Origin of the sequence: Pseudomonas sp. P135 (assembly GCF_020312125.1) — a bacterium.
Classification (GTDB): Bacteria; Pseudomonadota; Gammaproteobacteria; order Pseudomonadales; family Pseudomonadaceae; genus Aquipseudomonas; species Aquipseudomonas fragariae.
The window spans coordinates 20,550-33,134 of record NZ_JAGPYR010000018.1 but is presented as its reverse complement, the minus strand read 5'-3'; the positions used below and the strand labels follow the sequence as shown (position 1 = coordinate 33,134).

The window sequence follows — 12,585 nt, the reverse complement described above, 5'->3', positions numbered from 1 at the left end:
TTCACATCGCCCCGATCTCCGGCTTGCCCGTTCTCGACCCGCCATAAATCGGCGGATGCGTGACGATGTGGGTCAGGTCGACCGCCGAGGCCAGCAGTTTCTGCAGGTCGGGACGCGGACGTGACAGGCGTGGATCATTCAGTGTTGCCTGCTCGATCGCTGCAGCGCAGGCCAGCAGTTTCGCATCGCCACGAAATCCGCCGATCACCTGCAGCCCGAACGGCATGCCGTTGTGGTCGGTGCCGCAGGGCAGGGACAGCGCCGGGTTGGTGGTCAGGGTGATGGTGTAGCACAGCGCCAGCCAGCGATAGTAATTGTCCAGCGGCACGCCATTGACTTCGCGCAGGTACAGCTCGCTCCAGGGGAAGGGCGAGACTGGCGTGGTGGGCGCGAGGATCAGGTCGTAGTGCTCGAATTGTTTCTGGAAGCCGCGAAAAATCCGGCTTTGCTCGCCATGCGCCTTGACGCAGTCCTGCAGCGACATCGCGGCACCCATGTCGAAATTGGCGCGGGTGTTAGGTCCCAGTGCGTCAGGATCGCGGTCGTGAGCGTCCTGCAGCCCGGCGACGAAGGCTTCGGCACGCAGGACGTCGAATGTGCGATGGGCGCTGGTCAGGTTAAGGTCGATGGCTTCGCAGGACTTGAACAGCGATTTCAGGGCGCTGATCTTTTCCCGAAAGACGGCACGGACCCTGTCATCCACAGCACAGGCGCCGAAGTCTTCGCTGTAGCCGACGCGCAGCTGGCTGAGGTCGATCGGGCGCGGTGCGAACTCGTCAGCGGCGATGGCATAACTCAACGGGTCGGACTGCCCCAGCCCGGCGCTGGCGCGCAATTGCAGCAGGGTATCGGCAACATTGCGGCCCATGGGGCCTACGACTGAAATCGGTGTCCAGCCGAGCTTTTTGCGCTCACTCGGCACCAGCCCGGGCGAAGGACGCAGGCCGACGATACCGCACAGCGCCGCGGGAATGCGCAGCGAACCGCCGGTGTCCGAGCCGCTGCACAACGGCACCATGTCCACGGCCAGTGCGGCGGCTGATCCGCCCGAGGAACCGCCGGCATTCAGCTCGGGATTGAACGGGTTACCGGTCGCGCCCCACACCACATTGCGGGTATTGGCGCCTGCGCCCAGCTCCGGAACATTGGTCTTGCCGACCATTATTGCCCCGGCCGCACGCAGGCGCGCGACGAACAGGTTGTCCTGCGCGGGAATGTTGTCGCGAAACAGTTGCGAGCCGTAGGTGGTGAGGACCCCGGCGGTTTCTTCCAGGTCCTTGATGCCGATTGGCAGGCCATGCAGCAGCCCCAGCGGCTTGCCTTGCATAACGTCCTGTTCGGCCAGCAGTGCCTCGTCGCGGGCGCGCTCGAAACAGGTTGCGGCGAAGGCATTGATCTTCGGGTTCAGGCTTTCAATCCGCTCGATACAGGCGTCCAGCAACTCCACCGGAGAGAGCTGTTTGTTGCCGATCAGCGCACGCAGTTCGGTGGCGGATTTACCGAGCAGCTCGGACGAGTTTTGCATGGAGTGTTCCTCGCTGGACTTAGGTATAACGCTGTGTGCGGAGTATGGGTACGATACTGGCCTGAATGTTCATCGTTCCGCACGCTCCGCGTGGGAATGCAGTTCGTGACGCTCTGCGTCACACGTCCCCCAGCGCCAGAATCGTCGCGACCAGTGCCTGGCCTCTGGGCACCAAGGTGTTCAGTTCCAGGTACTCGCGGTCGGTGTGGACCTTGCCGCCCACCGGGCCAAGGCCGCACAGGGTCGGGATCCCCAGGCTGGCGGTGAAGCCCGAGTCGGCGCAGCCTCCGGTGAATTCGCCCTCAACGCTAAAACCCAGCTCCTGCGCGAGGCCCTGATAAATACTCAGCAACTCGGTACTGTGCCGGGCTTCCATCGGCAGGAAGGTGGTGGCTTCCAGCAGTCTGGCCGACGTGCCGGACAGTTCCTCTTCGGCGACGATAGCCTGCACGGCTGCAAGTATTTCCGCCCATTGGCGAAGCTCGACAAAACGCACGTCGAGCTTCGCCGTGGCGCTGGGCGCTACCGTATTGCTGGAGGTACCGCCGGAGATCAGCCCGACATTGGTGGTGATGCCCGCCGCGTAATCAGTCAACGCATGCAACTTGATTATCTTGTGCGCCAGCGCCTGAATGGCGCTGGCGCCGTCGGCATGATTGACCCCTGAATGCGCCGCGCGGCCGCTGACTTCGATGATCAGCGTGGCACCGCCTTTGCGCGCGCTGACCACATTGCCACTGGCGCGTCCCGGCTCGGGGTTGAGCACCGCGCGCGCCTGGCGGGCGTAGTGTTCGATGTGATTGCGAGCGCTGGCGGAGCCGATTTCCTCGTCGCCGGTATACAGAATCTGCACCGGGAACGGCAGCGGGCCTGCGCGCTTCAACGCCTTCAGCGCAAAGCAGTTGAGCACCAGTCCGCCTTTCATGTCGGCCACGCCAGGGCCGTAGGCCAGCTCGGCGTCCCTGGTATAGCCGCGGGTGGACGTGGTGCCTTTCGGAAACACCGTGTCGCGGTGCCCAAGCAACAGCACCGGCTTGCCGGGTCCACCGGGCAGTTCAGCTAGCAGCACATCGCCGAAACCCTCGACCGGGATACGCTGGACGCTGATTCCGTCAGCCTGCAATTGCGCGCAGAGCAGGCCACCGACTGCGTCGACGCCGACCTTGTCATAACTGTTGGAATCGGTATCGACCAGGCGCTGCAGCAGCGCTTCCATCGCCTCATATTGCTCAGCCAGCCACGCAGTGGCGTGCAGTTGTGCTTCATTCATTCACTCAGCTCCTGTGCCCGTTGTTCCCGGGTCAGTCGTGCGCCGTCCGTGCCCAGGTCCCAGAACAGTCCGGCCATGATTTGCAGGCTCTCCTTGACCACCGTAGCCAGCAAGTGCTCGTCAGGTGCATGCTGCGAGCACGCCGGGTATGAGTGTGGCACCCAGACCGTCGGCAGGCCCAGCACTTCAGCGAACACGTCATTGGGCAGCGAACCGCCCAGATTCGGCAGCAGTGCGGGTTTCTTGCCAGTGGTGGCGGCCAGCGAATCCAGCGCCCAGCCGACCCACGGGCTGTCCGGCGACAGGCGCGTGGCGTGCATCACGTCCATACGCGTCTGCCTGACCTCGACACGATCGAAGCCATGGGCATCCAGGTGCGCGCGCACCGCGGGGATGAAGGCGTTGTAATCGCTGTCGACCACAAAGCGAATGTGACACAACGCGTGAGCCTTGCCGGGAATGGCGTGTACCGGGGCGTCCGGGTTGCCGGTCTTGAAAGCGAGCACGTCGAGGGTGTTCCAGCCGAAGACTTTTTCGCTGAGCGACAGCGCCGGGTTGCCCCAGTCGGCGTCGATGTCCGGGTCGCCGGGGCCGCCGCCGACCTCGATATCCGCCAACGCGGCCTTCACTGCGTCAGGGATGGCTTTGGGCATCAGCCCTGCAACTTTCACCCGACCATGCTCATCGACCATGCTGGCGATGGCATTGGCCAGAATGATGCCCGGGTTAGCCAGCAGGCCGCCCCAGTTTCCGGAATGGTGCGCGCCTTCGCGCAGGTTCACCGTCAGCTCGAAGTTGAACACCCCGCGCGAGCCGAGAAACAGGGTAGGGCGTGCCGCCGCCAGGCGCGGGCCATCGGAGGCGATAAAGATGTCGGCGGCGAGTTCTTCAGAATGGGCCTGGCAGAACGCGCTCAGGCCGGGAGAGCCATCTTCTTCGCCCATTTCCAGAAGCAGTTTGACGTTGAAGCCCAGCTTGCCATCGCGAGCCTTGAGGGTCTGCTCCAGTGCCGTCAGGTTGATCAGATGCTGGCCCTTGTTGTCGGCGGTGCCGCGCCCGTACCAGCGCTCGCCACGTTCAATCACCTGCCATGGCGACAGGCCGGTCTGCCACTGTGCGTCATAGCCGCGAACCACGTCGCCGTGGCCGTAACTGAGCAGCGTCGGCAGTTCAGCGGCTTCGATGCGCGTGGCGATCATCAGCGGGCCACGCCCGGCGACCGGGTTGTCATGCACGGTAACGCTGAAACCCAGACGCTCGACATGCGGGGTGATGAACTCATGAAGATAACGATACAGCTCGGGCAGGCTCTCGGCCTCCTGGCTCTGGGTCGGGTAGGCAACGCTTTTGCCGAGCAGGGCGAAAAACGCGCCGTTGTCGAACTGTTCAGTGACGTTTTCGATGGCGTGCGAACGGCTACTCATGAGGGCATCTGCTCCAGAGGTTTCGAGGTGTCGTGCAGGTGGCAGCGAACGGTTCCGCCTTCCATGCGGCCAATGGCCGGGGCTTTTTCCTTGCACACCGGCATGCATGCCGGACAGCGCGGATGAAAGGCGCAGCCGGACGGCGGCGACATGGGATTGGGAAAGGTCCCGTGCAAACCCAGATCGGGAATGCCCAGGTGCGGGTCCGGGGTCAGCACCGAGTCCAGTAACGCCTGGGTGTAGGGATGGCCGGGCCGGGCGAACAAGGATTCGCGGCTGCGCTCTTCAACGATCCGCCCCAGGTACATGACCGCCACGCGGTCGGCCAGATGTTCGATAACGGCCAGGTTGTGGCTGATCAGCAGGTAAGTCAGGCCGAACTCCTGCTTGAGGTCCTGCAACAGATTGAGGATCTGCGCCTGCACCGAAACGTCCAGCGCCGAAGTCGGCTCGTCGCAGATCAACACATCCGGACGCATCACCAGCGCCCGGGCAATCGCCACACGCTGACGCTGACCACCGGAAAGCTGGCTCGGGTAACTGTCGATCACACGCTTGGGCAAGCCGACCACGTCCATCATCGCTTCGGCGCGCTGGCGACGTTCTGCCGGGGTGCCGATGCCATGCACGATCAGCGGCAGCGTGACGATCTCGCGCAGGGTCTTGCGCGGGTTGAGTGACGAGTAGGGGTCCTGAAAGATCGGCTGAATGCGCCGCGCCATCTCCTTGCGGTCGGTGCCGGCGAGGTGCTTGCCGTTGACCAGTACGTCGCCGCTGCTGGGCGCAAGCAGCCCCAGCAGCATCTTCGCCAGGGTACTTTTACCGCAACCCGATTCGCCGACCAGCCCGAGTGTTTCGCCGCGCATCAGGCGCAACGACACACCATCGACGGCTTTGAGCGTGGCATCGGGTTTGAAAAAACCACGACTGATGCTGAATTCGCGGCGTATATCGCACAGTTCCAGCGCGATGTCTTTCTTGACGCTGGCAGTCGGAATCTGTTTCACGGCGGTATTCATGACGGTACGCCCTCACGGTGAAACACAGTTTCGGCGCCCGCTGCGGCAAACAGGCAGCGAGTCATGTGGTTGTGGCTATTGATCGGCGGGACGTCGTCGGCGCAGGCCGGGATCGCCTGCGGGCAGCGATTGCGAAATGCGCAGCCGTGTTGCTCGCCCACCAGACTGGGCACCAGCCCTGGAATCGACCCCAGCGGCTGGCCCGGCTGAGTGCGTCCGGGGATCGGAATGCTCGCCAGCAAGCCGCGGGTATAGGGGTGTTGCGGGTTCTCGAACAACTCGATGGCCGGGGCGGTCTCGACGATCTGTCCGGCGTACATCACCGCGACCCGGTCGGCGATACGTGCCACCAGCCCCAGGTCGTGGGTGATGAAGATCACGGCCAGACCCAGCTCCTTCTGAATGTCGCGGATCAGGCGCAGGATCTGCGCCTGAATGGTCACGTCCAGCGCAGTGGTCGGTTCGTCGGCGATGATCACGTCCGGTTCGCACATCAGGGCCATGGCGATGATCACCCGCTGGCGCAGGCCGCCGGACAATTGGTGCGGATACTGGCGCAAGCGCTCGCCGGCGTTGCTGATCCCGACTTTCTCGAGCATTTGCGCGGCGCGCTGCAGGGCCTCCTTGCGCGACACCTTGCGATGTCGGGTGAGCACTTCGCTGAGCTGATCGCCAATGCTGTAGGCCGGGTTCAGCGAGGTCATGGGCTCCTGAAAGATCATCGCCAGACGGTTGCCGCGCAGGTCGCACATCTGCCGCTCGCTCTGGCTCAGCATGTCGATGCCGTCCAGGCTCAGTGTCGTTGCGGTACGCCGGGCCTTGCGCGGCAGCAGGTCCATGAGCGCCAGCGAAGTCAGGGATTTGCCGCAGCCGGACTCGCCGACGATGCACAGCATTTCGCCGCGCTCGACCTGAAAGTCCAGGCCGCGCACTGCGTGAAGCGTGTCTTGCCCGAGAGGAATCTCGACACGCAGGTTTTCAACATGTAACAGCGCCATGTGCGTATCTCCTCTGTCAGTTGCGCCCGTCGGGCAGGATCAGGTCGCGCAGGCCGTCACCGACCAGGTTGATGCCCAGCACCAGCACCATCAGGGCGACGCCGGGGATGGCGATGACCCAAGGGGAAAAGAACATGTACGGTTTGCCCTCGGCGATCATCAGCCCCCATGAAGGAATGGGCGGCTGCACGCCGACCCCGAGAAACGACAGGGCAGATTCGAGGAGGATCGCGTGAGCCATTTCCAGCGTAGCGACGACGATCAGTGCACCGACCAGATTGGGCAGGATTTCACTGGCCAGAATGCGCAGCGTCGAACAGCCCAATGCCTGGGCCGAGGCGACGTATTCAGCGTCGCGAATCTGCTGCACGGCAGCGCGGACCACCACGGCAAAGCGGTCCCAGAGCAGGCAGCCAAGCAACACGATCACCACTTTCAGCGAGCCACCGATCAAGGATGCCGAGGCCAGCGCGATCATCACCACCGGCATCGCCAGGCGGGTGGTGATCAGGTAGCTGATCAGCGCATCGGTCTTGCCGCCAAAGTAGCCGGCCAACAGGCCCATGATGGTGCCGATGATCCCGGAGATCAGCGCGGCCGAGAAGCCGATGAACAACGAGATGCGTGCGCCGTAGAGCAGGCGCGACAGGTAATCGCGGCCCAGTTTGTCGGTGCCCAGCACGTAGTCCCAGGTGCCGTTGGCCATCCACACCGGCGGTTTCATGCGCAGCATCACGTCCTGCGCATAAGGGTCGTAGGGGGCCAGCCAGGGCGCGAACAGCGCGCCAAGCAGGATGATCAGCAGCAGTACCGCGCCGATGGCGAAGCCGCGATGCGCAAAGCTGCTGCGTAACGTGCGCCAGACGCTGCGCGCCGGAGGCTGGTAATCGTTGATCAGCAGCGGCGATGAGGTGGTTGTGCTCATGGGGCCTCCTATTTCACGCGGATGCGCGGGTCGAGCAGTGCGTTGAGCACGTCGGCCAGCAGGGTGAGGACGATGTAGATCACCGCGATCAACAGCACGACCGCCTGCACCACCGGGAAGTCGTCACGGGCAATCGCGTCCCAGGCCAGCTGGCCAATGCCCTGCAGCGAGAAAACCGTCTCGATGACCACCGAACCGCCGAGCATGAAACCGAATTCCACGGCGGCGAGGGCCACCACCGGAATCAGCGCGTTGCGCAGCGCATGCTTGAACAGCACGGTGGCAGGGCGCAGGCCCTTGGCTCGTGCGGTGCGGATGTAATCGGAGTTGAGCACGTCGAGCATGCCCGCACGGGTCAGGCGCATGATCGCCGGCGTGGCGTAATAACCGAGGGCGATGGCCGGCATCACGAAGTGCGCCCAGGTCGAATTGCCGGATACCGGCAGCCATTTCAGGGTGACCGAAAACACCACGATCAGCATCAGTGCGAACCAGAAACTCGGCATGGCCTGACCCAGTACTGCGATGCTCAGTGCCAGGCGATCAATCCACGTGTCACGTTTCACCGCGGCCAGCACGCCCAGCGGAATGGCGATCAGCAGCGCAATACTCAGGGCCATCGCACCCAGCCCGAGGGTGATCGACAGCCGTGAGGCGATCAGGTTGTAGACCGACTCCTGAAAGAAGAACGAGTCGCCCAGATCAAAACGCACCACGTCGGCCAGCCATTCGAAATACTGCGTAACCAACGGCTTGTTGAGGCCGTACTGCACGCGGATCTGTTCGATCTGCTCGCTGCTGGCTTCCGGCCCGCCTATGGCAGTGGCCAGATCGCCGGACAGGTGCAGCAGGGAAAAGCTGATCACCGACACGGTAATCGCTACGCACAGGGCAATACCCAGGCGGCGCAAGAGAAATCCGAACATGGCAAGTGACCTTGTGTTCAGGGAATGACGGGGTGGCGGACCCTTCTGCAAGGCGCGGCATGCGCCTTACAGCCAGGCTGGCCGACTGGCTTGGGCAAGTGCTTATTTCCAGCTCGACAGTACGAAGCGCGGCAGCTCGTCCGGGTAAGGCTTGAAGTTCAGGTCCGAGACGTAGGCGTAGTTCATCGAGTAGTTGAACAGCGGCGCCCAGTAGGCCTGCTCGCTGATGCGCTGCAACGCCTTGCGGTAGTTATCCTTGCGCACCTGCGGGTCCAGCGCGTTATCGGCGGTCTGCAGCCAGCCCTGGACTTGCGGGTCCTTGATGTTGTCGTCGGGGTTGCCCTTGAACCAGGTGCCGGCCGACGCCGAGGTGTCGAGGATCGAGAACGATCCCCAGGCCTGGAACGACATCGGTACCTTGCCGCCGCGCTGCTGATCACGCAGGGCGGCGTATTTCAGGTAGCGCAGCTTGGCGTTGATGCCCACGGCGCGCAGGTTGCCGATGATGGCTTCAACGTAGTCGCGGTCGCGGTAAGCGAAGATTTCGGTTTCAAAGCCGTTCGGGTAGCCGGCTTCGGCGAGCAGCGCCTTGGCCTTTGCCGGGTCGTAGTTGTAGACCGTGGCGGCGGTGGTGTCACAACCGAACTGGCCAGGGTAGCAGGCGACTTGCAACGGCTTGCTTTCGCCGCCGACCAGTTGCGAAGCCAGCCCGTCCCGATTGATCGCGTAGTTGATCGCCTGACGTACTTTCAGGTGCTTCATCGGCGAATCGGCGCTGGAGGTGCCGCGCGCGTCGAGAATCAGAAAGCCGATGCGCATGGTCGCACCGCTGGTGACCACCAGATTGGGCATGGCCTTGAGGTTTTCCGCCTGATCCGGCGCCACCCGCCAGGTCCAGTCGACGCCACCGGTCATCAGCTCGGCCAGACGCGTTTCGGCATCGGCGATCACCCGAAAGTTGATGTGCCCGATCTTTGGCTGACCTTGCGGGCTGTCCTTGAAGTAGTCCGGGTTCTTGTCCATTTTCACGCCTTCGCCGGTGGCGATGGCCGTCACCTTGTAAGGCCCGGTGCCGATCGGTTTACGGCTGAAGCCTGCCAGCCCGACTTCTTCGAAATATTTTTTCGGAAACATCGGTACGGCGTTGGAGAGGTATTCCAGCGCAGGCGGGAAGGGCTTTTTCAGGTGCAGACGAACACTGTAATCGCCCAGTTTTTCGGCGCTCTTGATCCAGTCGACGTTTTGGACGGTGACCACCTTGGACTCGGGAGACACCACATAATTGAGGGTGAACACCACGTCATCTGCAGTGAACGGGTCGCCGTTGTGAAACTTCACGCCCTGGCGCAGCTGGAAGTCGATGGTCGTATCGTCGACCTGTTTCCAGCTGGTGGCGAGCATCGGTTGGTACTCGCCATTGTCCGGGTTGCGATAGACCAGGTTGTCCCAGATCAGGCGACCGAGGATCACGCCTTCGCGCAAGTCGTTGTGATAGGGGCTGATGTTTTCCGGTTCGCTGTCGGAGGCGTAGACCAGTGTGTCGTCAGCCTTGCCGGCCAGGACGGAGAAACTGCTGAACAGGCTCAATAGCGCGATGCTGCGAGCGAAACCCTTGATTCCCATGCCGTCGTCTCCAAAAGGCAAAGTGGATGTATCAAAGGGCAGTGGGTCGCAAATGCGAGAAGGAAGAAGCAACAAGGCCGCAGTGTTCTTTTGATTGGGTTGTTTTGATGAATTGCGCCTCGACACGACTCTAGGCAAAGCGTATCAATGCCACAAGCACAATATTTCGAACCTTTCATTGCTGAAAAGGCAACGCAGGAGCATCGATGCAACTCTACGGCGTACAGTCCACGGCCTTGCGCTACTTCCTCGAAGTGGCGCGGTGCGGATCGATCAGCGAAGCCTCGATCCGCCTCAATGTCGCGTCTTCGGCGGTCAGTCGACAGATCAGCAAACTGGAGCGGGAACTGGATGCGGTGCTTTTCGAGCGTCAGGCGCGCGGCATGATGCTCAGCGAGGCGGGCGTCCGCCTGGCGGCCTATGCGCGCAAATCACAGCTTGAGGCCGAGCAGGTGGTGCTGGAGATCACCGAGTTGCAGGGCTTGCAGCGTGGGCATGTGCGCATCGCCTGCTCGGAGGGCTTTGCCCTGGACTTTCTGCCGCAGTGCATTGCGCGCTTTCGGCGACAGTATCAGGGCATCCATTTCTCGATGGAGGTCTGTGCCCCGGCGCAGGCCACCGAACGGGTGCGCTCGGGTGATGCAGACCTGTGCCTGACCTTCAGCCTGACGCCGCAGAACGAAATCAAGGTCGAGCACATCCACAGCGGCGCGATCTGCGCAGTGGTCAGTCATAACCATCCGCTGGCCGCACGCAAGGAGGTCACGCTGGCCGAATTGCAACCTTATGCCATCGCCCTGACCAATACCGACACGACCTTGCGCCAGTTGTTTGATATCTGTTGCGGTGTGCAAGGTCTGCTGTTCGATCCGGTGCTGACCAGCAATTACATCGGCGCCTTGTTGCGGTTTGTTCGGGAGGAGGGCGGGATCAGCCTGTCCAGCGAGATGACGCTGGACAAACGCGCCCATGAAAAACAGCTCAAATCGCTGCCGATCAGTGACGATGGCATGAAGGCACGGCGTATCGAGTTGCAAAGCATGGCCGGGCGCAACCTGCCGGCGGCAGTCGCGGCCTTTCGCGATTTTCTGATCGAGGAGCTGGCAAAGACTTGAACCGCAGGCGGTAGTGCGGGAGCGCTGTGTGGAGTGAGTAACCTTTGGTTGATGAAGTTGGCGAGCTTAATGTTATAGTGTAACGAATTTATGGTTTTGCACTGTACTGCTGTGAACCGCCAACTTCAGGCTTCGCCCGCGTGGTGAAGTTCGCCAACGAGACGAACGACGCACATGAACAAACCTCTCCCGGATGTTGCCCTGACGGAAATTTCCCCGGCGCTGGTGTCACTCGACTGGGTCGGCATGCAAGGTGTGGAAGTGCCGATCAGACTGGCCGAAGCGAGCATTCGTCATCCTGTACACGCGCACGTCGATCTGCAGGTCGATCTGGCCGACCCGAGCGTCAAGGGTATCCATATGTCGCGACTCTATCGGCTGCTCGACGGCTATGCCGAGCGCCAGATCGTCAGCCCCGATACGCTGGCTGCCTTGCTGGAAGCCATGGTCGAGAGTCACCTCGACTGCCATTCCAGTCACGCCCGACTGACGCTGAGCTTCAATCTGCTGTGCCGTCGACCGGCGTTGATTACCGAAGGGCTCAGCGGCTGGAAATCCTACCCCGTGAAGCTCGATGCCACCTGGCATGCCGGTCGGCTGTGCCTCGACAGTTCGGTGGATATCACCTACTCGTCCACCTGCCCGTGCTCGGCCGCACTGTCTCGCCAATTGCTGGAAGAGGCATTTGCGGCGCGCTTCGGCAGGCAGTCGTTTGTCGATCCGATGCAGGTCGCGACCTGGCTGCGCGAGAACGCATCGTTCGCCACGCCGCACAGCCAGCGCAGCGTTGCGACGGTGCAGGTACGGGTGGCAGAGCAGGCGGCCGAACTGGGCTTGATGACGCTGATCGACCTGGTAGAGCAGGCGCTGGGCACCCCGGTGCAAACCGCCGTCAAGCGTGCCGACGAACAGGCCTTTGCGCGGCTCAACGGCCAGAACCTGATGTACGTCGAAGACGCCGCACGCAAGGTCCAGCAAGCACTCGAAGGCCGCTATGCAGCTTCTAGCGTCAGTGTCCGTCACTTTGAAAGCCTGCATCCGCACGATGCAGCCGCCCAGACTTCCAACTACCTGTCCTGAGGTTTCATTCCGTGATCCGTAAAAATCCTTCCGGCCATCTGCCGGTCATTGCCGAGTCCGCCTACATCGATAAAACCGCGATCATCTGCGGCAAGGTGATCATCAAGGACAACGTGTTTGTCGGCCCCTACGCCGTGATCCGCGCCGACGAAGTCGATGCCACCGGGGACATGGAACCGATCGTCATCGGTGCCAATTCCAACATCCAGGATGGCGTGGTGATCCATTCGAAATCAGGTGCTGCAGTCACCATCGGCGAGTTCACCTCGATTGCCCACCGCTCTATCGTGCACGGACCTTGCATAGTCGGAGATCGCGTGTTCATCGGTTTCAATAGCGTGCTGTTCAATTGCCAGGTCGGCAAGGGCAGCGTGGTCAGGCACAATTCGGTGGTCGACGGTCGCGATTTGCCGGAGCACTTCTATGTGCCGTCCACCACCCGGATCGGGTCGGGCACTGACCTTTCGCAATTTCCGCCGGTGAGCATTTCGGCTTCGGAATTTTCCGAAGATGTGGCGCGCACCAACATTGATCTGGTACGCGGCTACAAGGCGCTTCAGAACGAGTTTTGAAGCGCTGCGCGCCAGCTGCAAGCGGCAAGTTATAAGCTGCAAGCTAGAGGCTAAAAGCTTGAAGCTTGAAGCTTGAAGCTTTCCACTTGCAGCTTGCAGCTACAAGCC

General features: G+C 62.1%; 11 protein-coding genes. 3 read left to right on the top strand and 8 right to left on the bottom strand.

Translation table 11 applies throughout. The features are described 5' to 3' along the window. Position 1: 1 nt before the first annotated feature. The 8 genes from KBY08_RS21750 to KBY08_RS21715 form a co-directional block, all read right to left on the bottom strand. Positions 2-1,525 (bottom strand): amidase, encoded by a 1,524-nt coding sequence (locus KBY08_RS21750; RefSeq protein WP_111522612.1) that lies wholly within the window; start codon positions 1,523-1,525, stop codon positions 2-4. A 118-nt stretch (positions 1,526-1,643) separates the two neighbouring features. Beyond that, entirely contained in the window at positions 1,644-2,795 is a 1,152-nt protein-coding gene (locus tag KBY08_RS21745; protein WP_060408971.1) for a M20 family metallopeptidase, read from the bottom strand. Beyond that, on the bottom strand, positions 2,792-4,219 hold the full coding sequence (locus KBY08_RS21740; protein WP_060408972.1) for a M20 family metallopeptidase: 1,428 nt from the start codon (positions 4,217-4,219) through the stop codon (positions 2,792-2,794). Before KBY08_RS21740 ends, KBY08_RS21745 begins: the two co-directional genes overlap by 4 nt. Beyond that, positions 4,216-5,238 (bottom strand): ABC transporter ATP-binding protein, encoded by a 1,023-nt coding sequence (locus tag KBY08_RS21735; RefSeq protein WP_010434796.1) that lies wholly within the window; start codon positions 5,236-5,238, stop codon positions 4,216-4,218. The genes KBY08_RS21740 and KBY08_RS21735 overlap by 4 nt, the downstream gene beginning before the upstream one ends. Next, positions 5,235-6,236: an ABC transporter ATP-binding protein gene (locus KBY08_RS21730; protein ID WP_111522613.1), complete on the bottom strand. Its 1,002-nt coding sequence runs from the start codon at positions 6,234-6,236 to the stop codon at positions 5,235-5,237. The genes KBY08_RS21735 and KBY08_RS21730 overlap by 4 nt, the downstream gene beginning before the upstream one ends. Before the next feature lie 16 nt (positions 6,237-6,252). Beyond that, positions 6,253-7,161: an ABC transporter permease gene (locus KBY08_RS21725; RefSeq protein ID WP_024652363.1), complete on the bottom strand. Its 909-nt coding sequence runs from the start codon at positions 7,159-7,161 to the stop codon at positions 6,253-6,255. Between the two features lie 8 nt (positions 7,162-7,169). Continuing rightward, positions 7,170-8,087 (bottom strand): ABC transporter permease, encoded by a 918-nt coding sequence (locus KBY08_RS21720; protein WP_096134882.1) that lies wholly within the window; start codon positions 8,085-8,087, stop codon positions 7,170-7,172. Between the two features lie 102 nt (positions 8,088-8,189). Continuing rightward, positions 8,190-9,710, bottom strand: coding sequence for an ABC transporter substrate-binding protein (locus KBY08_RS21715; RefSeq protein ID WP_011267554.1), 1,521 nt, complete (start codon positions 9,708-9,710; stop codon positions 8,190-8,192). Positions 9,711-9,916: 206 nt separating this feature from the next. Between KBY08_RS21715 and KBY08_RS21710 the strand changes: the two genes are divergently transcribed. From KBY08_RS21710 to KBY08_RS21700, 3 genes are all read left to right on the top strand, one after another. Next, on the top strand, positions 9,917-10,825 hold the full coding sequence (locus KBY08_RS21710) for a LysR substrate-binding domain-containing protein (protein WP_003408081.1): 909 nt from the start codon (positions 9,917-9,919) through the stop codon (positions 10,823-10,825). A 174-nt stretch (positions 10,826-10,999) separates the two neighbouring features. Further along, positions 11,000-11,905 (top strand): GTP cyclohydrolase FolE2, encoded by a 906-nt coding sequence (folE2, locus tag KBY08_RS21705; RefSeq protein WP_003408083.1) that lies wholly within the window; start codon positions 11,000-11,002, stop codon positions 11,903-11,905. Positions 11,906-11,916: 11 nt separating this feature from the next. After that, positions 11,917-12,477, top strand: coding sequence for a carbonate dehydratase (locus KBY08_RS21700; RefSeq protein ID WP_003408086.1), 561 nt, complete (start codon positions 11,917-11,919; stop codon positions 12,475-12,477). Positions 12,478-12,585: the final 108 nt, after the last annotated feature.